Genomic DNA, 21124 nt, shown 5'->3' with positions numbered 1-21124 from the left:
CGGGCGGATCTCCGGGAGGCGCAGGGCGCGGTGGATGTCCGTCGCCGCGGAGGAGTCGTTCAGGGTGATGTAGTGCAGGCCGGGGGCGCCTTCGTCGAGGAGGCGCTGGGCGAGTGCGGTGGCGCGGTCGACGCCGATGCGGTGCGAGAGGGCCGGGTCGTTCCGCGCGGCGCGCAGGCCGGCGGCGAGGTCGGCGGGGAAGGCCGCGTCGCTGAGGCGGGCGAAACGGGCGATCTGTTCGTAGCGGGTGGCGGGCATGATGCCGGGGATGACGGGGGTGTCGCAGCCGGCGGCGGCGAGACGGTCGCGCAGCCGGAGGTAGTCCTCGGCACGGAAGAACATCTGGGTGACGGCGTAGTCGGCGCCGGCCCGGCACTTGGCGACGAAGTGCCGGATGTCGGTGTCCCAGTCGGGTGAGCGCGGGTGCCGTTCGGGGAACGCCGCGACTCCGATGGAGAAGGCGCCGCAGGAGCGGATGAGTTCGACGAGTTCGGCCGCGTAGCGGACGCCGTGGGGATGCGGGGTCCACGGGCCCCGCGGGTCTCCGGACGGGTCGCCGCGCAGGGCGATGATGTCGCGGATGCCGGCGTCGGCGTAGCGGCCGATGATCGAGCGGAGTTCGGCGATGGAGTGGTCGACGGCGGTGAGGTGGGCGACCGGGCGCAGGGTGGTGTCCTCGGCGATCCGCCGGGTGACGTCGGTGGTGCGCTCGCGGGAGGTGCCGCCGGCACCGTAGGTGATGGACACGAAGGACGGGTTGAGCGTCTCGACGCGGCGCAGCGCGCTCCACAGGGCCCGTCGGCCGGTGCCGGTCCTCGGCGGGAAGAACTCGAAGGAGTACGAGCGGTGGCCGGCCGCGATCAGTTCGGAGGGACCCTTGCGGGTCGGCTCGGCCACGGGTGCCTGGGCCGTCATGTCGGGTCGCCTCCTGAGGGTACGAGGGCGCTTGGCACGGTGTAGGTCTGGGTGCCGACGCTGGTCAGAGCGAGTGTGGCCAGTTCCGAGCCGAGCCGGGCACGCCCGGTGGTGTCGAGGCCGGCGGACAGCGCGGCGAGATAGCCGGCGCGGAAGGCGTCCCCGGCGCCGGTCGGGTCCGGGACCCGGTCGGCCGGGACGGCGGGGACGTCCAGCGGAGGGTCGCCGGCGCGTTCGACGCGGCTGCCCTTGTCTCCGAGGGTGGTGACCCAGGTGCCGACGCGGCGCAGGACGTCGGTACGGCTCCAGCCCGTCTTGGCGAGCAGCAGGGCGTGTTCGTACTCGTTGGTGAACAAGTGGTCGGCGTCCTCGACGAGTTGCCGGACCCGGTCCCCGTCGAGCGCGGCGAGCTGCTGGGACGGGTCGGCGGCGAAGGGAGTCCCGTGGGTGCGGCACGCCTGCGTGTGACGGAGCATCGCGGCCGGGTCGTCGGCGCCGATCAGCACCAGGTCGGCGGCGCCCCTGCGCAGAACGGCGGCGAGGTCGATGTTCCCGGCCTCGGCCATCGCGCCCGGGTGGAAGGAGGCGATCTGATTGCCGTCCGGGTCGGTGGTGCACAGGAAGCGGGCGGTGTGCCGGGTGGGGCAGACGTGTACGCCGGAGACGTCCACGCCGAGCGCGGCCAGCCGTTCCCCGTACGGGCCGAAGTCGGTGCCGACCGCGCCCAGCAGCAGTGGCCGGTGGCCGAGCCGGGCCAGGCCGTAGGCGATGTTGGCGGCCACTCCCCCGTCGCGGATCTCCAGTGTGTCGACCAGGAAGGACAGGGAGACGTGGCCGAGGTGGTCGGCCAGCAGCTGGTCGGCGATGCGGCCGGGGAAGGTCATCAGATGGTCGGTGGCGATGGATCCGGTGACGGCGATCCGCATGTCAGGCCCCCGCGGCGGTGCGCAGCGCGGCCACGCGGTCGGTGCGCTCCCAGGTGAAGTCGGGCAGCTCGCGGCCGAAGTGGCCGTAGGCGGCGGTCTGGGAGTAGACCGGGCGGAGCAGGTCGAGGTCGCGGATGATCGCGGCCGGGCGGAGGTCGAAGACCTCGGTGATGGCGTGCTCGATCTTCTCCGGGTCCACCTTGTGGGTGCCGAAGGTCTCGACGAACAGGCCGACGGGCTCGGCCTTGCCGATCGCGTAGGCGACCTGGACCTCGCAGCGGGCGGCCAGGCCGGCCGCCACGACGTTCTTGGCGACCCAGCGCATCGCGTAGGCGGCCGAGCGGTCCACCTTGGACGGGTCCTTGCCGGAGAAGGCGCCGCCGCCGTGCCGGGCCATGCCCCCGTAGGTGTCGATGATGATCTTGCGGCCGGTCAGGCCGGCGTCGCCCATCGGGCCGCCGATCTCGAAACGGCCGGTCGGGTTGACCAGCAGCCGGTGGCCCTCGGTCTCCAGCTTGATGCCGTCCTCGGCCAGCCGGGCGAGTTCGTGCTCGACGACATGGGTGCGGATGTCGGAGGCGAGCAGCCCGTCGGGGTCGACGTCCGCCGCGTGCTGCGCGGAGACGACGACCGTGTCCAGACGGACCGCGCGGCCGCCCGCGTACTCGACCGTGACCTGCGTCTTGCCGTCCGGGCGCAGGTACGGGGCGATGCCCTCCTTGCGGACCTGCGAGAGCCGGTGGGCCAGGCGGTGGGCGAGTTGGATGGGCAGCGGCATGAGCTGGGGCGTCTCGTCACAGGCGTACCCGAACATCAGCCCCTGGTCGCCCGCGCCGCCCGTGTCGACGCCCTGGGCGATGTCCGGCGACTGTGCGCCGATCGAGACGGACACCCCGCACGAGTGACCGTCGAAGCCCTTCTGGGAGGCGTCGTAGCCGATGTCGAGGACGGCGCCGCGGACCAGCGCGGGGATGTCGGCGTACGCCGTCGTGGTGACCTCTCCGGCGAGGTGCACCTGCCCGGTGGTGATGAGGGTCTCGACGGCGACGCGGGCGCGTGGATCGTCCCGGAGCAGGGCGTCGAGGACGGTGTCGCTGATCCGGTCGGCGATCTTGTCGGGGTGTCCCTCGGTCACGGATTCCGAGGTGAACAGGCGGCGGGACATGGCTCTCCCTGGGGTCGCAGCGGCTGCTGACTGATGACGGGCGGTGCTGGAAGGCTGAGGGCCGGAGAGCTCCGCGGGGGGTTCGGGGCTCTCCGGCCCGGTCCGGGGGCGGGGCGGTCAGCGGGCGGCGGCCGTGAGAGCCGTGGCGACGCGCACCACGCGGAGGGCCTGGACACGGGCCGCGTTGCGCGTGAGGTCGCCGACCGGCGCGGTGCCGCCCGCGTCGTGGTGGGCGGTGCCGTACGGGTTGCCGTCGGCGAACTTGTCGGGATGGGTGAAGCCGGGGGCGACGACGATGCCCCCGAAGTGGTGGAAGGACTGCATCAGAGCGAGCAGGGTGGACTCGTTGCCGCCGTGCGGGCTGCCGGTGGAGGTGAAGCCGCTGTAGACCTTGTCCGCGAGTTCACCCGCCCGCCAGGCCGGGCCCAGGGTGTCGAGGAACTGCTTGAGCTGCGCGGCGATGTTCCCGAACCGGGTCGGCGAGCCCATCAGGACGGCGTCGGCCCACACCACGTCCGCCACCGCGGCGAGGGGGATGCCGGCGGTCGCCGCCGCGTTGGCCGCCCAGGCGGGCTGGGCGGCGACCGCCTCCCGAGGGGCCAGTTCGGCGACCCGGCGCAGCCGGACCTCGGCGCCCGCCTTCTCCGCGGTATCGGCGAGTTCGCGGGCGATGTCGGCGACGTGACCGGTGGCGGAGTAGTAGACGACGGCGACCCGCACGGGTCTGTCCACGGCGGACCTCACCACTCCGCCAGGTGCAGGGACAGCAGCGGGTCCGGTACGTCGAGGGGGGCGGCCGGGTGGGTGAACGTCCGGTCGAGGTAGAGAAGCGGGACGCGGTCGTCGTCGACATGGGTGTCGAGGACGCGGCCGACGAGGATGCTGTGGTCGCCGCCGTCGAGCACGGCGTGCAGGGCGCAGGCGACGCGGGCACACGCGTCGGGGGCGCCGGGCAGCCCCAGTTCGCACGGTACGACGTCGCCCTCGGCGTCCCCCTCGGCGAACCGGTCGACGCCGGAACGCGCGAAGCGGCGCGCGAGGTGGTCCTGGCCGCGCGCGAGCAGGTTGACCAGGAAGCGGTCGGTGCTCGCGAACGCCGGGTGCGTACTGGCGGTCCGGTTCAGGCAGACCAGGACGAGGGGCGGGTCCAGTGACAGGGAGGCGAAGGAGGTGGCGGTGAAGCCCCAGCGCCGTCCGGGGCCGTCGACGGTCGTCACGACGGTGACCGGTCCGGGCACCCGGGACATGGCGCGGGTCAGGGCGGTGCCGGCTGGGGCAGCCATGTGATCACTCTCCGGGGGTCGCGGCGGTCAGGGCTGAAGACGGCTCGTGGTCCAGCCGCCGTCGTGGCGGTCGTAGCGCAGCCTGCGGTGCAGCCGGTCGGAGTCGGCGGACCAGAACTCCACGGCGACGGGCCCGAGCAGGTATCCGACGTAGCGGTCGGGACGGGGCAGCGCGGTGCCGAGCGCGGCGAGGCGGTCGGCCTCGGCGCGCAGGGCGGCCAGGTCCGGCAGGGGTTCGCTCTGCCGGGAGGCGGCGGACATGGGGTGCATCGGCACGGGGCGGCTGTACCAGAGGGCGTCGCAGTCGGCGTCGCTCAGGCGGGAGACCGGGCCGGAGAGGATGAGCTGCCGGCCGGTCTCACGCCAGTACAGGAGTCCCGACGCCCAGCCGGTGGCGGCCATCTCGCGGCCCTTCTGGCTGGTGGAGTGACTGGCGAAGACCAGGCCCCGGGTGTTGACGCCGCTGATGGAGACGATGCGGTTGGAGGCACGTCCCTGGCTGTCGGCGGTGGCGAGGGCCAGTGCGCGGGGCTCGCGGACCTCGCGGGCGGTGGCCTCGTCGATCCACTGCTGGACGAGGCCCATGGGTTCGGCGGGCGGGTCGTCGTACTCGGCGAAGTCCAGGTCGACTTCGCCGGTGAGGCTTTCGAAGCGGCTGCTGTTCACGGCTTCCTCGCTGGACACTAGACGTGAAGGGTGCCGTGGGCGGCGACGACGCCGTGGCCGCCCACTTCGACGGAGCGGATCGTCTCGCCGGCGCCCTCGGCGGTGGCGAGCATGAGGGACGGGCGGCCCATCTCCACACCCTGGAGGATCTCCAGGCGCTGCCCGTAGCCGGCGAGTCCGTGCCGGGCCAGGTGGATGGCGAGGGGACCGGCCGCCGAGCCGGTGGCCGCGTCCTCGACCACCCCGTAGGCGGGCGAGAACATCCGGGTGCGCCAGTGGGTGCCGGACCCGGCGAAGCAGTTCGCGGCCATGTCCTCGAAGGCGCTCAGGGCACGGTGGTCGGGCCGCAGCGCGGACAGGGCCGCCACGCTCTCCACGCCCACGAAGACATGGCGGGGCCCGTTGCGGTAGATCTCGACGGGCGCGACCGTCTCCTCGACGCCGAGCGCCGCGAGGAGTTCCGCGCGGTGTTCGTACGGCTCCCAGGTGGGGACGGGCTGCCGCATGCGCGCCGTCGACACGTCCTCCTCGTGCACGAGCCGGAACGGGATGACGCCCATGGCCGTCTCCAGCCGCAGGTGCTCCTCCTTGAGCCTGCGGCCGAGCGCCACCGCCGTGCCGAGCAACGGGTGTCCCGCGAAGGGCAGTTCGTTGACCGGCGTGAAAATGCGGATCCGCGCGTCGCCGCCCTGCTCGGCCGGCAGCACGAAGGTGACCTCGGAGAGGTTCATCTCCTTGGCGATGCGCTGCATCAGCGTGCCGGTGAGGTCCGCCGCGTCGAGGAAGACCGCGACCGGATTGCCTTCGAGCGGGGTGCGGGCGAAGGCGTCTACGACGATGTATTCGTGCACGATGGCTCATCCCCCGAAGTGGCTGTGTTTGCCGTGAACGCGGTTCCGGGGCCGCCGTGCCGGGGCAGCTCGTGCGCTGCCCCGGCGGTGGCCTCGACGTCGAACCGGCCGCGGTGGGCCGGCGGGCCGCCGATCAGCTGGGCGGCCCGGTTGGGCGGCAGTTCGTCCGGGCGGTCCGCCTCCCAGAGCATCACCGCCCCCCATCGGTTGTTCTCCCGGTCCGCCAGCCAGAACTTCAGCCGCAGTCCCGGCACCTCGCTCCAGGCGGCCACGGTCGCGTCGCACAGGTCCGCGCGCAGGGAGTCGATGGTCTGCCCGGTGCCGTCCAGGTCCCACCAGGCGATGTCAGCCCGCACGCTGGAGCACCTCCCGGAGGGTGCGGCCCATGATGCGGGGCCCGTCGACGGTGAGCACCGACTCGGCGTGGAACTGCATCGAGGCGAACGAGGGCCCGCGCAGGGCGTGCACCTCGCGGGTCACGGGGTCGCGGCTGACCTCCACGAGCCCGCAACCGGCGGTGTCCAGTTTGTCCTCGACGCTGCGGGCGGCGAACGTGTTGTAGAAACCGACGCGTTCACGGCTGCCGAACAGGTCGATCTCCCGCTGCACGCCCTGGTTCGGTACCTCGCGGCGCGCCAGGTCGAGTCCGAGGCTCAGGCTCAGCACCTGATGGCTGAGGCAGACGGCCACGAACGGGCGACGTTGCGCCAGGAGTTGACCGACGGCTGTGCGCAGGTGGCGCATCTTGGGGTCGTCGGCCGCACGCGGGTCCCCCGGCCCCGGTCCCATCACGACGAGGTCGTGGCCCTCGAAGGCGTACGGCTCGTCGAAGCGGCGCGTCGTCACCTCCAGCCCCAGGGCGCGCAGTTGGTGGCCGATCATCGCGGTGAAGGTGTCCTCCGCGTCGACGACCAGGGCGCTCACTCCGGCGAGGCCGGGCACGGCGGGTCCCGGTGTGCCGCCGCCCTTGAGCCAGAACTCGGCGATGCCGTCGTTGCGGCGGTCCAGCGCCGCGCGGACGTCCGGATGGCTGCCGTACCGCAGGCTCCGGCCGGACTCCAGCGCGCCCAGCAGGCCGGCCGCCTTGGCCCGGGTCTCGGCGACCTCCGCGTACGGGTCGGAGTGCCGCACGAGAGTGGCGCCCGCCCCGATCCGTACCCGGCCCGCGGTGTCGATGTCGGCGGTGCGGATGAGGATGGCCGAGTCGAGGGTACGCTCGCCACCGCCGTCACGGCCGATCAGCGCGGCCACGCCGCTGTAGTAACCCCGGCCGTCCGGCTCGTACTTGGCGATGACCCGGGCCGCGTTCTCCAGCGGGCTGCCGGTGACGGTGGGCGCGAACAGGGTCTCGCGAAGGATCTCGCGGACGTCCCGGCGGGTGTGCCCCTCGATGAAGTACTCGGTGTGGGCGAGCCGGGCCATCTCCTTGAGGTAGGGGCCGAGTACCCGGCCGCCGCCCTCGCAGATGCGGGCCATCATCTTCAGTTCCTCGTCGACGACCATGTACAGCTCGTCGGTCTCCTTGCGGTCGGCGAGGAACTCGGTGACACCCTCCAGAGTGGGTCCGGCCGGCGGGTAGCGGTAGGTGCCGCTGATGGGATTCATGACGGCGGTGCCGCCGCTCACCGAGATGTGCCGCTCGGGAGTCGCGCCGACGAGGGTGCGCTCACCGGTGTGCACGACGAACGTCCAGTACGCGCCCTGCTCCCGCTCCAGCAGCCGGCGGAAGAACACCAGCGCGGCCCTCGGCGAATAGTCGCCGATGTCGGCGACGAAGGACCGCTTGACGACGAAGTTGGCGCCCTCGCCGGTGCCGATCTCGTCGGTGACGACCCGGCGGACCGTCTCGGCGTACCGCTCGTCGTCGACGTCGAAGCCGTGGGCGGTCACGGACGTGGGGGTGTCCGGCAGGCGGAGCAGGAGTTCGGACAGGGACACCTGGTCCTGGCCGGTGACGGAGAGCGCGACGAGGGGCGCACCGTCGTCGGGGGCGGTGAAGCCCCGCTCGGTGAGCTGCCGGTAGGGCACGACGACCAGCACGTCGTGCCCGGCGCCCGGTGCTCGGTCGGTGAGCGGGATGTCGGCGAGCGTCCGGGGCAGGCTCACGTCGCCGACCAGGACGTCGACGGTGTCCGGGGCGCCGGTCTCCGGGCGGTGCAGCAGGGCGAAGGCGGACGTCTCCATGCTCAGCACCCGGTCCAGGAGGTCGCCGTGGGAGGCGGTCATGCGAACACCTCCGCGACCGGGAGGACCACCGCGCAGCGCTGGGCCGCGTACTCAAGGGCGAGGCGGTGATGGTCCGCGGAGAAGTCACCGACCGCGTCGGCGACGAGGAAGGCCTGAATGTCGTTGGCGTACGCCTCCAGGGCGGTGGCGAGGAGGCCGACATGGGCGTACACCCCGCACAGGACGAGCTGGTCGCGCCGGGCCGCGCGCATCCGCTCCAGCAGGTCGGTGCGGAAGAACGCGCTGTAGCGCCACTTGGTGAACACCCAGTCGTCCTCGGCGGGCGCCAGCTTGCCCGTCACCTCGCGGTCGGCGGGCTCCGTGCGCATGCCGGGACCCCAGAAGTCCCTGAGCAGACCGCGGTCCTCGTCGGTCATCCGGCCGGGCTGGGCGGTGTAGGCCACGGGCACCCCGAGGGCGGCGGCCCGGCCGCGCAGAGCGGCGGCGTTGTTCACGAGGTCGGAGCGCAGCGGTTCGGGCAGGGCCCTGAGGAAGTAGCCCTGCATGTCGTGGACGAGCAGGACGGCGCGGTCCGGGTCGGGGGTCCAGCGCGCCACGTTCTCGGGCAGGCTCGCACGGGCGGGCAGCGGATACGGCGTGATGGTCGGTAGGCCGGCCATGAGGTCAGCTCCTTTCCGGCAGGGTGGCCGCGTCGGTCGGCACGCGCGTCACAGGGCACCGGCCCAGGCGGTGACCAGGGACACGGCCTGCCGGGAGTTGAGGCGCGGATCGCAGAAGGTGGTGTGGCGCTCGCCGATCCGGCCGAGCGCGGAGGCGTCCGCCGCGCACTCCATGACGTCGTCCGGGGTGGTCTCCAGGTGGAGCCCGCCGGCCACACCGCCGGCCGCCGCGGTCGCCTGGCAGAAGGCCTGCACCTCATGGGCCATGGCGGTCAGCAGCCGGGTCTTGTGTCCGCCGGGTGCGGTGATCGTGTTGCCGTGCATGGGGTCGCACAGCCAGATCACCGGGTGGGCCGCCGAGCGCACCGCGGCCACCAGAGCCGGCAGCCGGTCGGCGACGGCGTCGGCCCCCATCCGCGAGATCAGCGTGAGCCGGCCAGGCTCGCGCAGCGGGTCGAGACGCTCGCACAGCGAGGTGATCTCCTCGGGCGTCATGGCGGGACCGACCTTGCAGGCGACCGGGTTCACCACGTCGGACAGCAGATCCACGTGGGCACCGTCCAGCTGGCGGGTCCGCTCGCCGATCCACGGCCAGTGGGTGGACCCCAGCCACCGCGTGGTGTCGCCGAGTTCGCGGATCATCGGGACCTCGTAGTCCAGCAGGAGGGCCTCGTGACTCGTCCACACCAGGGGTTCGGTGGCGGGCCAGGAGCGCAGGGCGGGGGCGCGCCAGCCGAGGTGGTCGACGATGTCGCCGGCCGCCATGTACCCGGTGAGGATGCGCAGCGGGTCGGGGCGGCGGCTCTCCGGGTCGGGCGCGGGGCTGTTGACCATGTGCCCTCGGTAGACGGGCAGCGCCACCTCGCCGATCTGCTCGAAGTCGTTCGAGCGGGGCTTGGCGAACTGGCCGGCCAGCCGCCCGACCCGGAGGACGGGTTTGCCGGTGAGCATCTTCAGGGTGGTGGCCAGCAGGTCGAGGGCGGCGGTCTTGCGCCGCACGTGCTCGGCCGTGCACTCCTCCGGGTCCTCTGCGCAGTCGCCTGCCTGCACCACGAGCGCCTCGCCCGCGGCCACGGAGGCCAGCAGCGAGCGCAGGGTGCGTACGTCGTCGACGCGGACCAGCGGCGGACGGGAGCCGAGGATCTCCCGCACCCGCTGGACCTGGGCGGGATCGGGCCACTCGGGCTGTTGCAGGGCCTTGGCCCGCTGGATGTCGGTAAGTGCTTGTCCCACGACAATTCCCCCGTGGACGATAAGGGTTTGCGTTCGGGTCGTGACGGGCCGCTGAGCGGTGCGGCGTGTCAGGTGGGGATACCGGCGCGCTCGATGCGCGGGACGTCGATTCCCAGAGCCTTGAACTGCCGGCACGGGTTCATGAACTCCCGCTGCTGCTTGATTTTCCCGTCCTCGAAGAGGAAGGAATGCAGGAAGTGATTGCGGTAGTCCCCGTCGGGATATCCGGGGAAGAGAATCTTTCCCTCGCCGTCGCACTCGACCCAGAAGCGGTCCGGGTCCTGGGTGTCGAAGATCTCGATGTTGGTCCAGACCCAGTCGGGGAAGCACTTGAGGGACCAGACGGCGTGTTCGCCCAGCCGGTCGCGGCCGCGGATGACGATCGGTTCGCCGCTCTCCGTGGTCCACAGACCACCGGTGCCGTCCTCGGTGAACAGCAGGTGGCGGCGGAGCCGGTCCTCGCCACGGGTGTTCATGTACTGCTCGACGACGGCCCGGTTGCGGGCGCGTTCCTCGGTCCGGTCGGTGGGTATTCGGGGGTCCGACATCAGTGTCCTTCGCGGTAGCGGGGATGGGGCGGACGGTCTGCTCAGACGATGAAGCTGATCTCGCGCGGGTCGCCGCCGACGAGGGCGCGGCCGTAGACCTGCTCGGGGATGCCCATGCCGAAGCCGGCGTGCCGGCTGCCGACGTTGATGTCGCGCCACAGCCGCTGGAGCGGGTTGGACTCATTGAACGCGGAGGAGCCGTGGGCGGTCAGCAGTGTGTCGACGGCCTCCCGGCACAGCCGTCCCACCTGCGTGGACTCCAGCCGGTTGCGGGCGCGGACGGTGAGGTCGGCGTTGACGCCGGCGCGGGCGAGTTCGTCGACGGTGTCCGCGATACGGGCGGCCACCAGCTTCGCCGTGTCGATCTTCGAGGTGGCCTCGGCCAGGTCGAGCTGGAAGGTCGGGGACTGGGTCTGGTCGCGGTAGGTGGAGCCGGCCACGGGCCGGTTCGGACCCTTGGCGCGGACGAAGTCGAGGGCGGCCTGCGCGCCGCCGATCAGGGCGCCGATCAGCCCGATCGCGAAGAGGCCGGTCAGGCTGTTGCGATAGGGCAGCGCCGGGTCGACCACCCCGTCGGTCTCTCCGTTGAGGATCGGCAGGTAGGACACCAGGCGGTGCTCGGGCACGAAGACCCGGTCGGCGACGACGGTGTTGGAGCCGGTGCCGCGCATGCCGGCGAAGTACCAGGTGTCCTTGACGGCCACCTCGCCGACCGGCATCAGCGCGAACCGCACATCGGGCCGGTCCGCGTCGGTGGGCACGGCGATCAGGGCGCTGACCCACTGGGCGTGCAGGCAGCCCGAGACGTAGGCCCATTCGCCGCTGACCACCGCCCCGCCCTCGACGAGCTCGACGGCCGGCGAGGGCATCCCCAGGACGAGCGCGGCACGGGCGTCCGGGTCGTCGCCCCACACCTCGTCGCCGGCCCCGTGCGGGAAGAGGCCGGCCATGAAGTTCCCGGCGTTCAGCACTCCCGCGATCCAGGCGGCCGACGGGCAGCCGCGGCCCAGCGCGATGGCGACGTCGAGCAGGGTGCGCATGTCCGTCTCGTAGCCGCCGAGCCGCCGCGGTGTCTGCAGGCGCAGCAGCCCCGCCTCGGTCAGAGCGGTGACGACCCGGTCGGAAAGGCGCCGCTCCCGCTCGCATTCGACGGCATCGTCCCAGAGCAGCTCCCGCAGGGCGTCGGCCCGCGCGACAAGCTCGGGCCGGTCGGGAATCTTCATTTCGAATCATTCCTCTCGAATGTGTCGGCGCCGGTGACGCTAGGGGCCGAAATACCCCGCAGTCAAGGCCTCTATTCCCGCTTCTCCGGGAATACGGAATGCCGAAAAAGGCAGGTTCCAGCGGCGCGGCACGCCTTTCGGCCCGCGCTGTGTGAAGCGGAATTCCTAGTCTCGCCGTGCGGGATGGAGAAGGTTTCCGAGCAGGACCCGGCCGACCGTGCGGGGGTGCAGCAGGATGAGCGGCGACGAGAGCAGCGAGCCGACCTTGACGAACTCCTGGGCGACCACCGGGTCCCGTTCGGCCGCCGTCATCACCCGGTCGAAGAAGGCGTTGGTCAGGCGTACCGGCAGCGGCCGGGGGCCCGTCACCTCGGGGAGGGACAGGTCGCTGCCGACGGCCATCTGCCAGGCCACCTCGATCCTGCGGGCGGCGGCACGGAAGAAGCGGTACGACAACCGGTCGCGGCCCTTGCCGAGGCACTCCCGCAACGCGTCGGCCTGGAGCGCCGCGACCGACATGCCCTGACCGTAGACGGGGTTGAAGCTGCAGATGGCGTCACCGAACACGAGGAGCCCCTCGGGGAAACGCTCCAGCCGTTCGTAGCGGCGGCGCACGCTGGCCGGGTAACGGTGGGCCACCGGGTCGTCGAGCGGCTCGGCCGCGCACAGGGCCTCGAAGACGTCGGAGGGCATGACGGGCTTGGCGAACTCCAGGAACTCGCCGGGGTCGGTCGGCGGGTGGTGGCCGCCGTAGCCGATCAGGGTGAGCATCCAGTGGTCGGCTCCGTGCTGGAGGAGGGTGGCACCGGTGGGCCGGCCGGGCGCGGCCCCGACGATGACGACCTTCCGACGGCCGAGGGCCCCGGGAGCGAGCCGCAGATTCCGGCTGACGTACTTGATGTCGACGGCGATCCGGTCCTCGCGCGGGGGTTCGTAGCCCAGATCGGACAGCCAGCGGGTGGTGCGACCGCCCCGCCCTGTGGCGTCGACGACGAGGTCCGCGGCCAGCTCCCGCTCCGCCCCGTCGCCCCGCCGCACCAGGCGTACTCCGGTCACCCGAGTCCGGTCCGGAGTACCGGTCAGTCCCGCCGCCTCGCACCGGTCGATGATCTCCACGCCGGGCAACGCGCCCACCCGGCGACGCACTTGACCCTCCAGCCGGGGCCGGGTCGGCTGATAGGTGGGGGTGGGGTCGGCATACCGGCCCTCCTGGCACAGGAGATGGCCGCCAGGCGCGAAGTGCATCTCGACCGGTTCGCGGACGACGGGCACCCCGTCGGCCTCGAACTCCTCCAGAAGCCCCGGGAACAGCTGCTGAAGCCCCCGGGTGCCGGCCGGAAGGATCGCGTGGGCGTGCCGGCCCTGCGGTACCCCGCGCCGGTTCTCGTCGGTCTCCGGGAGGGCGTCCCGGTCGACGACCGTGACCCGGTCGAAGGCGTCGGACAGCACCCGGGCGGCGAAGAGGCCGGCGATGCTGGCCCCGAGCACCACGCAGTGGCCGCCACGGGGGCGCGGCTCCGCGGGATCGGGGGGGCGTGCGATGTCGTCAGGCATCGGATTCCTCTGGTGACCTCTGTTGTCCTCGGGACGGGTGACCGAGCAAGTTTCCTGGGTGCGTCCGCAAAGTGCGCACGGTGAATTCCGGGGAGTCTCACGTTCCGATTGACGGAACGGCGACTTCGGGCGGGATGCGTCGGGACAGGATGCGCCGGGACAGGATGCGCCGGGCCGATTCGCCGGGATCCGGAATCCACCGTCCGACTGCCGTGGCCGGCCGCCCGGAAAACGGACGAACCGCCGGTCTTCACCTGGACGACGAATGGCGCGAGGAAAAGGCGTCTTCCGGTGGCGGAACAAATAATTCCGAGTTACCGGCCGCGGGCGATTCCCGTCAGCGTGCCGGACCGGTGAGCGTCGCGGTCGCGAGCCAGCACGCCGGCAGCGGGGCGACGGTGCGCCCGTGGCCGATGCGCGGGTCGTCGCCCGCGTGCACCCGGGCCCGCCAGCCGTGGCCGCCGAGCCACTCCTCGATGTCGTCGCGGGCCGACAGCCACCGGGCGCCCTGTTCCTCGACCCGCTCGCGCACGGGCCTGCCGGCTTCTTCGAGCATGGCCGCCTTGAGGTGCTCCAGCATGAGCCGGCTGCCCGGCGCGGACAGTTCCGTCAGGCCGGCCAGCAGCGTCTCGTTCGCCGTGTCGGTCAGGTACATCAGCAGACCCTCGACCAGCCACACCGTCGGCTGAGCGGGATCGAAACCGGCAGCTCGCAGGGCCTGGGGCCAGTCCTCGCGCAGATCGGCGGCGACCCCGCGGCGCTCACAGGCCAGGGGCAGCCCGGACCGCTCGATCAGGGCGTCCTTGAACCGGGTCATCTCCGGCAGCTCCACCTCGAACCAGCGGGTGCCGGCCGGCAGGTCCAGCCGTACGGTGCGGCCGTCCACACCGGCGGCCAGCGTGACGACCTGCCGGATCCCGGAGCCGAGACCGGCCAGGATCTCGTCGTCGAAGAACCGGGTGCGCACCGCGAAGTACGTCGGGAAGCCCGCGGCACTGGTGTGCGTCTGCTTGATCACCTCGGCCACGTCGGCCAGCACCGGGTCCTCGGCCAGCGCCCCGAGCATCGCGCCGGCGAGCGGGTCCCGGAACAGCGCGTCCGGACGCTCGCTTTCCAGTTGACGCATCCAGGCTATGAAGAGCGCGGTCTGTCCGACTCCCACCGAAGGCGTCTGCAAATCCACCATAAAATCCTCCCCAAGACCAGTTCAAGGCAACGGAAAAGCGCTGAGTTACGGGTAGAACCGCGGACTTCGAGATCCGTTAAAATACGGAATACTTCCCGGCCGGATGATGCGAATGCCCGGCCGTCCCGGCCCGGACAAGTGAACTGATGGAATTCTGCGGGGCCTTGCCGCTGCGATGGTAGCGTGCCCTGCGCTATCTTCAACTTTATTCCACGGAGCAGGCCCTCACTGAAGGATGTGTGCATGCTCGACGACCTGGACCGTGCCCTGATCCACGCGCTGTACATCGATGGCCGTGCGCCTTTCAGCCAGATCGCCGCCGCACTCGACGTCTCCCCCCAGACAGTGGCCCGCCGCTACCGCAGGCTGCGCACCGAGGCGTCCCTGCGGGTCGTGGGGCTCCCGGACCCGCATCAGGCCGGGCAGACCCAGTGGCTCGTGCGGCTCACCGCGGCGGCGAGCACCGCGCAGGACGTGGCCCACGCCCTGGTCCGCAGGCAGGACACCTCGTGGGTGAAGCTCACCTCCGGCGGCACCGAGATCGTCGCGATCATCCACACCCCGACCGAGTCGGGAGCGGACAACTCCCTGCTGCTGCGTGACATCCCGCGCACCAACCACATCACCGCGGTGTCGGCGCACTGCATCCTGCACACCTACCTCGGCGGCCCGACGAACTGGCGGCGCAGCACCGACAGCCTCGACGACAAGCAGCAGCGGGTCCTGCGCGAGCACGAGGCGGCGGACACCTCCTACACCCCGGTGCCGCGCCAACTCGCGGAAGGAGACGCCGCCTTGCTGGTGGCGCTACAGCGGGACGGCCGGGCCACGCACGCCGAGCTGGCGCAGGCCACCGGGTGGTCCCCGGTCACCGTGGCCCGCCGCCTCGCGGATCTCCAGGCAGGCGGCGCGCTCTTCTTCGACGTCGAGGTCGACACCGGACACTTCGGCGCCAACACCCGCGCCCTGCTGTGGATGTCGGTGAGCCCGGCACACCTGGAGCACGTGGCGACGACGCTCGCCGGCCATGACGAACTGGCCTTCGTCGCGGCGACCACCGGCCCCACCAACCTGGTGGCCCAGGCCTTGTGCCGTGACCCCGCCGACCTGCACCACTACCTGGCCCGTCGCCTCGGCTCCCTGGACGCGATCCACACTCTGGAGACCAGCCCAGTGCTGCAGAACCTCAAGGCGGCCAGTCCGATCCTCACGGACCTGGCCCGCACGCGGCGCTCCGCGACCGCCCCGCGTCCCCGCGTCTGAGGCTCCCCCACACGACGAAGCGGCGGCCCGAAGGCCGCCGCTCGTCGCTCCGCTCCGCGTGCGAAAGGACTGGCTAGTGTCCCGCCCCGGCCTCCTCCGGTGCGTTCCTGTCGACCATCAGGCGGCTCGTCACGAAGCTCACCAGCACGAGGACGACGGCGACCCAGAACGCCAACTGGACGGCGTGCAGTGCCGAACCCGCGTCGCCGGACCGGGCGCTGCCCAGGTACACGCTGCCGAGGACGGCCACCCCGAGCGTGGCGCCCAGCTGCTGGACGGCGTTGAGCAGACCGGCGGCCGAGCCGATCTCCTGCGGTTGCAGAGGCTTGAGGGCGATGGTGAAGAAGGCGGGGCTGAACAGGCCCACCCCGAGTCCCACCACACCGAGTGCGAACAGCAGCGCCGTGGGGTACCGGTCGGGGTCCGCGACGTGGTACACCGCGATGGCGGCCAGCTCACCGGCCAGCAGTACGGCGAGCCCGAGGGTCATCATGCGGTGCCCGTAGCGCTTGACCAGGTACGCTCCGGCCACCCAGGAGGCGACGGCCAGGCCGACCGACCACGGCGCGAGGGTCAGGCCCGCCTTCAGTACGTCGGTTCCCAGACCGAGTTGCAGCTGAAGCACGATGACCATCATCAGGCCGTTGGTGACGGCGAAGAACGCGGTCGAGGTCACCAGGGCGGCGGGGAAACCCCGGTGGGCGAACAGGCTCGGCTCCACCAGGGGGCTGCGCCCGCCGGCCGCCACCGAGCGCTGGTGCACCGCGAACACCACCATCAGGCAGAGTCCGGTCACGATGGCCGCCCAGCTCCACCCCGACAGGGCCGACAGGTCGGCGCCGATCAGCGGGTAGACCACGAGCCCGATGCCGGCCATGGCCAGCAGCGTGCCGGTCAGATCCAGGGTGGGACGCTTCGGCGCCCGGTTCTCCATCAGCTTCGGCGAGATCGCCAGCACGGCCAGCGACACGGGCACGTTCACCAGGAAGGCCGCACGCCACGAGGAGCCGAACAGGTCCGCGTGGGTCAGGACCCCGCCGAGCACCGGACCACACACGGCGGCCAGGCCCATCACGGGGCCGATGCTGCCCAGCGCCTTGGACATCTCGGGTCCGGCGAACATCGTCTTGATCAGACCGATGGTCTGGGGGATGATCACCGCCGCCGCGGCCCCCTGCACCACCCGGAAGGCGATGAGCAGGCCGACGGAGGGTGCCACGGCACAGGCGGCCGACGTGATCATGAATCCGGTGACACCGATCACGAACAGCCGCTTGCGGCCGGCGATGTCGCCCAGCCGGCCGCCGGTGATCAGCAGCACGGCGAACGGCAGGGTGTACGCGGTCGTGAACCACTGGATGTCGGAGACCGACCCGCCCAGGTCCGCGTGGATCGCCGGCGCGGCGACCTGCACGATGGTCGCGTCCAGCAGGTTCATCGCCTCACCGAGCAGCAGGGCGGTGAGCGCCAGCCACCGCCATCGGTACGCCGTGGGAGTCGGCGCGAACACACGCTCAGCAGTCATCGGGAGTTCCTCTCCACCGTTGTCGACACGCCGGCCCGGCCCCGGTCGGCGGGGCTTCGGACCGACCACGACCCAGCGTGCGGAGGGGTGAGCCGGGGTTCCAGCCAGGGCGGAGAGATGGCGGATTCCTTCCACCGGTGCCGTCCTGCGTGCCGATTTCCCACACCACGGGCGCGGGCGCCGGTGCCGCCGGCCGGGTCGTCCCCGGGAAGGCCGGCCCGCCTGGCCGGTGTGCGGTTCCTTCACGCAGCCGTCCCCGATGGAAGAAATCCTCCAGTCCGCCGCCGAGACTGGAGCGGGCGAGCGTGATCACTCCACGCTGGATTCCCCGGCCGCCGCTGGTGCGCCGAGGCTTCACTCCGTTACGTTCGGCCTGTTCAGGAGCGTGGATGACCGACCTGCCCGCCACCCAGAGAGAAGTCCGCCTGCTCGCCAAGCCCGCGGGGCTGCCCGGGCCGGAGCACCTCGGTGTCGTCGAGACACCGGTCGGCGCGCCCGCGCGGGGCGAAGTGCTGGTGCGCAACCTGTTCTTCCATGTCTTCGCCACCCTGCGGATCCTGATCGCGGGCGCCACCCAGGACACCCCGTTCCCGGTACTGCGCCCCGGGGACACGCTGGTCGGCGCGGCGGTCGGCGAGATCGTCGAGGCCCCCGAGGACAGCGGGTTCGTTCCCGGTGACCTGGTCTCGCACTGGCTGGGCTGGCGGGAGTACGCCGTCGTACCCGTCGCCGAGTGCGTCCGGCTCGACCCCGCGGCGCTGCCCGACCCGGCCGCCCATCTGCAGCAGGGCTGGACGGCGTACGCGGCGCTCACCCGGGGGGCCACGCTCCGGCCCGGCGACACGGTGTTCGTCTCCGCGGGCGGCAGTGGCATCGGCTCGATGGCCGGCCTGATCGCCCGTCGGCTGGGAGCCGGACGGGTCATCGCCAGCGCCGGTTCGCGGGAGAAGGCCGAACGGCTGCGCACCGAGATCGGCTACGACGACGTGGTGGTCCGTGGCGAGGGACGGCTGGTGGAGCAGCTCGCGACGGCGGCGCCTGAGGGCATCGACGTGTTCTTCGACAACGTCGGCGGTGAACAGCTGGCCGCGGCCGTGGCGGCGGCGCGGCCCGGTGCCCGGTTCGTGCTGATCGGAGCGCTGTCCGGGCAGTTGGCCGCGGAGGGCACCGGGACCACGGCGCCCGTCGTGCTGGACTCGCTGCCACTGATCCACAAACGGATCGAGATGCGCGGCTTCAGCTCCGACGACTTCGACGACAAGGACGAGTGGACCGAGCGCTTCGGGGCCTGGCTGCGGGCCGGGGAGATCTCCTTCCCGCATGTGCGGGTCAAGGGCATCGAGAACGCCCCGCGCACCCTGCTGGAGGTGATCGAGGGACGGCACATCGGCGCCGTCGTCGTCGAGCTGTGACCCGCGCGCCCGCAGTACCACCGACCCCCGTCAGGAGTCCTCATGCCACAGTCCGCACTCGACGTCCTCGACCTGCCCCCGGGCGTCCGGCCGGAGCCGGACGAGCTGATCCGCGCGGCCATGCGCTGGCACTTCGGTCCGGACACGGGTTCGCCGTTCTGGCTGGAGCGGGCCGGGAGCCTGCCCTTCGACCCTCTGACCGACGTCAGAACCCACGACGACCTGACGCTCTTCCCCGATGTGACGGCCGAGCTGCGGGACGTCCCCGCGCGGGACCTGATACCCCGCGGTTACGGCTCCGGTCCGGACGTGGTGGGGGTGTTCGAGAGCGGTGGGACGACCGGGGCGCCCAAGCGGGTCGTCCTGCTGCGGGACTGGCTGGAGCGGATGCTTCACTGGAGCAACCTCAACCTCGACGCGCACGGCTTCCCGCGCGGCGCGGACTGGCTCGGGCTGGTGCCGACCGGACCGCACATCGTGGGCGAGTACTTCCGGCGCTCGGCGGCGACCCACGGCCGCCAGGGTTTCACGCTCGACCTCGACCCGCGCTGGGTGAAGAAGCTGATCGCCGCCGGGCGCCGGGCGGACGCCGACGCGTACGCCGAACACATCGTGGACCAGGCCGCGTTCGTGCTGCGCACCCAGGACATCGGGGTCCTGACCATCACTCCCCCGCTGCTCGAACGGCTGGCCCGCCGCGAGGACCTGGCCGACCTGGTCAACTCCAGGGTGCGGGCAATCCGTTGGGGCGGCACCCAACTGGATCCCGACTCACGGCACTTGTACAAGACCGAGATCTTCCCGGACACGGTCCTGTGCGGCAACTACGGCTCCACGATGATCCTCGGCTTCGCCGGCGAGCGTCCGGACCTGCCCGAGGAGGCGGGCTGCGTCTTCGACCCGTACAGCCCGTACGTGACCTTCCGGGTGGTCGACCCGGCGACTCGGCTCCCGGTGGGATACGGCGAGCGGGGGCGGGTCCTGGTCCATCACGTCAGCAAGGCGTTCTTCCTCCCCAACAACCTGGAACGGGACCTGGCCACCCGGGTCGAACCGCCGGCGGGGCACGCCGGGGACGCGGTGGCGGACATCGCGCCGGTGACCACGTTCGAGAACGAGACCGTCATCGAGGGTGTCTACTGATGGCCCGGCCCCGCCCCGACGCGGTCCGGCTGGACGCCCTGGGCGCCCTGGGGCCCTACCGGGCCCGCAACCGGCTGGCGGTGACCGATGTCGCGGGCCGTGAGTACGCCGAACTCAGCCTGGTACCGCCCCTGTTCGTCGACCGGACGCTGAAGGCCCTGCGCCGGGCCGCCGTCCCCGGGCACGACGAGCGGATCGGCATGATCGGCCGGGCGGCCGGGCTCTTCGCGACGGCCGAGCTGAACGGCCTGACGCCCGACGAGTACGCGCTCGGGGTCAGCCGGGTGGGCGGGACGCCGATCTCCGTCGTACGAAGCACGATGGCGGCCATCGCGGCGCGGCTGCGCGAGGTCCAGCACGCGGTGGAACAGGCGCGGCCGACGGGGGCGGTGCACCGGTGGGACGATCCGCTGACCCGCGCGGGTCGGGCCGTGTGGGTGCGGCGCGGAAGCGTGTTCGCGGTCCACGCGGCGGGCAACCACCCAGGTCAGCACAGCCTGTGGCCGGAGGCGCTCGCGCTGGGCTACCGGGTCGCGGTACGCCCCTCGCGGCGCGAGCCGTTCACCCCGCACCGGCTGGTCACCGCGCTGCGTGCGGCGGGCTTCGGCAACGACCAGGTGGCGCTGCTGCCCACCGACCACGGTACCGCCGACGCGCTGCTGCGCGGCGCCGACCTCGGGCTCGTGTACGGGGGTGAGGACGTGGTGCGCAGGTACGCCGGCGACCCGTCGGTGCTGCCACAGGGCCCCGGCCGGTCGAAGATCCTGATCACCGGGGACGTCGACTGGCGCGCGCACCTGGACGTGATCGTCGATTCGGTGAGCGGCCACGGCGGCACGGGGTGCGTCAACACGACGGCCGTGTTCGTGGAGGGCGACCCCGGCCCGTTGTGCGCGGCGCTGGCCGAGCGACTGGCCGCCGTACCGAGCCTGCCCCCCGAGGACCCGGCGGCGGTCTTCCCGGTCCAGCCGCTGGCCACGGCCAAGGCGTTGCAGGCGCATCTGCTGCACCGGGCGACCGGCACCAGGGCGTGGCTGGGCGGCGAGCAGGTGCTCGGCGAAGTCGGCGACGGCAGCGCCGCATTGCGTGCCGCCGTGCACCAGCTGGACAGCCCCGAGGCCCCGCAGTCCGCCGTCGAGCTGCCGTTCCCCTGCGTGTGGGTGGCGCCCTGGACGCGCGAGGCGGGCCTCGGACCGCTGCGCGACAGCCTGGTGCTGACGGCGCTCACGCACGACGACGCCCTGGTGGCCGCCCTGGTCCAGGAGCCGACGATCGGCAATGTGTACGTCGGCGACCAGCCCACCCACCGGATGCGGTCCGGGCTGCCCCACGACGGCTATCTCGCCGAGTTCCTGATGCGCTGCAAGTCGGTGATCAGGGACTGA

General features: G+C 72.1%; 20 protein-coding genes. 4 read left to right on the top strand and 16 right to left on the bottom strand.

Going from position 1 to position 21124, the window contains the following annotated elements; translation table 11 throughout:
* From metF to NX794_RS26010, 15 genes are all read right to left on the bottom strand, one after another.
* Positions 1 to 915, bottom strand: a 915-nt coding sequence (metF, locus tag NX794_RS26080; RefSeq protein WP_258781425.1) for a methylenetetrahydrofolate reductase [NAD(P)H], incomplete at its 3' end; no start/stop codon positions are given.
* Entirely contained in the window at positions 912 to 1841 is a 930-nt protein-coding gene (locus NX794_RS26075) for a carbohydrate kinase family protein (protein ID WP_258781423.1), read from the bottom strand. The genes NX794_RS26075 and metF, both read right to left, overlap by 4 nt.
* 1 nt (position 1842) lies before the next feature.
* The gene (metK, locus tag NX794_RS26070; RefSeq protein ID WP_258781422.1) at positions 1843 to 3006 is read right to left on the bottom strand and encodes a methionine adenosyltransferase; all 1164 of its coding nucleotides are present in this window, start codon (positions 3004 to 3006) and stop codon (positions 1843 to 1845) included.
* A 117-nt stretch (positions 3007 to 3123) separates the two neighbouring features.
* Positions 3124 to 3738, bottom strand: a complete 615-nt coding sequence (wrbA, locus tag NX794_RS26065; RefSeq protein ID WP_258781421.1) for an NAD(P)H:quinone oxidoreductase — start codon at positions 3736 to 3738, stop codon at positions 3124 to 3126.
* An 8-nt stretch (positions 3739 to 3746) separates the two neighbouring features.
* Positions 3747 to 4289, bottom strand: a complete 543-nt coding sequence (locus NX794_RS26060) for a flavin reductase family protein (protein ID WP_258781420.1) — start codon at positions 4287 to 4289, stop codon at positions 3747 to 3749.
* Between the two features lie 27 nt (positions 4290 to 4316).
* Positions 4317 to 4955 carry a phenazine biosynthesis FMN-dependent oxidase PhzG gene (phzG, locus tag NX794_RS26055; RefSeq protein ID WP_258781418.1) on the bottom strand — a complete coding sequence of 213 codons (639 nt, stop codon included), beginning with the start codon at positions 4953 to 4955 and terminating at the stop codon, positions 4317 to 4319.
* A gap of 17 nt (positions 4956 to 4972) precedes the next feature.
* On the bottom strand, positions 4973 to 5806 hold the full coding sequence (locus NX794_RS26050) for a PhzF family phenazine biosynthesis protein (protein ID WP_258781416.1): 834 nt from the start codon (positions 5804 to 5806) through the stop codon (positions 4973 to 4975).
* On the bottom strand, positions 5785 to 6162 hold the full coding sequence (locus NX794_RS26045; protein ID WP_258781415.1) for a hypothetical protein: 378 nt from the start codon (positions 6160 to 6162) through the stop codon (positions 5785 to 5787). The genes NX794_RS26050 and NX794_RS26045 overlap by 22 nt, the downstream gene beginning before the upstream one ends.
* The gene (locus tag NX794_RS26040; protein ID WP_258781414.1) at positions 6152 to 8032 is read right to left on the bottom strand and encodes an anthranilate synthase family protein; all 1881 of its coding nucleotides are present in this window, start codon (positions 8030 to 8032) and stop codon (positions 6152 to 6154) included. The genes NX794_RS26045 and NX794_RS26040 overlap by 11 nt, the downstream gene beginning before the upstream one ends.
* Entirely contained in the window at positions 8029 to 8652 is a 624-nt protein-coding gene (locus NX794_RS26035) for an isochorismatase family protein (RefSeq protein WP_258781413.1), read from the bottom strand. Before NX794_RS26035 ends, NX794_RS26040 begins: the two co-directional genes overlap by 4 nt.
* A 48-nt stretch (positions 8653 to 8700) precedes the next feature.
* Positions 8701 to 9885: a 3-deoxy-7-phosphoheptulonate synthase gene (locus tag NX794_RS26030; RefSeq protein WP_258781412.1), complete on the bottom strand. Its 1185-nt coding sequence runs from the start codon at positions 9883 to 9885 to the stop codon at positions 8701 to 8703.
* A 68-nt stretch (positions 9886 to 9953) separates the two neighbouring features.
* Positions 9954 to 10433 (bottom strand): phenazine biosynthesis protein, encoded by a 480-nt coding sequence (locus NX794_RS26025; protein WP_258781411.1) that lies wholly within the window; start codon positions 10431 to 10433, stop codon positions 9954 to 9956.
* A 41-nt stretch (positions 10434 to 10474) separates the two neighbouring features.
* Positions 10475 to 11656, bottom strand: a complete 1182-nt coding sequence (locus NX794_RS26020; protein WP_258781410.1) for an acyl-CoA dehydrogenase family protein — start codon at positions 11654 to 11656, stop codon at positions 10475 to 10477.
* A gap of 165 nt (positions 11657 to 11821) precedes the next feature.
* Positions 11822 to 13210 carry an FAD-dependent oxidoreductase gene (locus NX794_RS26015; protein WP_258781409.1) on the bottom strand — a complete coding sequence of 463 codons (1389 nt, stop codon included), beginning with the start codon at positions 13208 to 13210 and terminating at the stop codon, positions 11822 to 11824.
* A gap of 337 nt (positions 13211 to 13547) precedes the next feature.
* Positions 13548 to 14396 carry an SAM-dependent methyltransferase gene (locus tag NX794_RS26010; protein ID WP_258781408.1) on the bottom strand — a complete coding sequence of 283 codons (849 nt, stop codon included), beginning with the start codon at positions 14394 to 14396 and terminating at the stop codon, positions 13548 to 13550.
* A 243-nt stretch (positions 14397 to 14639) separates the two neighbouring features.
* Here NX794_RS26010 and NX794_RS26005 point away from each other — a divergent pair, with 243 nt between their 5' ends.
* Positions 14640 to 15659 carry an Lrp/AsnC family transcriptional regulator gene (locus NX794_RS26005; protein ID WP_258781407.1) on the top strand — a complete coding sequence of 340 codons (1020 nt, stop codon included), beginning with the start codon at positions 14640 to 14642 and terminating at the stop codon, positions 15657 to 15659.
* 73 nt (positions 15660 to 15732) lie between these two features.
* On the opposite strand, the gene NX794_RS26000 is transcribed toward NX794_RS26005, so the two are convergent.
* Positions 15733 to 17184, bottom strand: a complete 1452-nt coding sequence (locus tag NX794_RS26000; protein WP_258781406.1) for an MFS transporter — start codon at positions 17182 to 17184, stop codon at positions 15733 to 15735.
* Between the two features lie 389 nt (positions 17185 to 17573).
* Here NX794_RS26000 and NX794_RS25995 point away from each other — a divergent pair, with 389 nt between their 5' ends.
* The 3 genes from NX794_RS25995 to NX794_RS25985 are packed head-to-tail and all read left to right on the top strand — an operon-like array spanning position 17574 to position 21124.
* The gene (locus NX794_RS25995; RefSeq protein WP_258781405.1) at positions 17574 to 18596 is read left to right on the top strand and encodes an MDR family NADP-dependent oxidoreductase; all 1023 of its coding nucleotides are present in this window, start codon (positions 17574 to 17576) and stop codon (positions 18594 to 18596) included.
* A gap of 42 nt (positions 18597 to 18638) precedes the next feature.
* Positions 18639 to 19739 (top strand): acyl-CoA synthetase family protein, encoded by a 1101-nt coding sequence (locus NX794_RS25990; RefSeq protein ID WP_258781404.1) that lies wholly within the window; start codon positions 18639 to 18641, stop codon positions 19737 to 19739.
* Positions 19739 to 21124, top strand: a complete 1386-nt coding sequence (locus NX794_RS25985) for an aldehyde dehydrogenase family protein (protein ID WP_258781403.1) — start codon at positions 19739 to 19741, stop codon at positions 21122 to 21124. Before NX794_RS25990 ends, NX794_RS25985 begins: the two co-directional genes overlap by 1 nt.

This window comes from Streptomyces pyxinicus, from assembly GCF_024753135.1.
GTDB classification, from domain to species: domain Bacteria; phylum Actinomycetota; class Actinomycetes; order Streptomycetales; family Streptomycetaceae; genus Streptomyces; species Streptomyces pyxinicus.
This window is presented reverse-complemented; position numbering and strand designations above follow the sequence as displayed.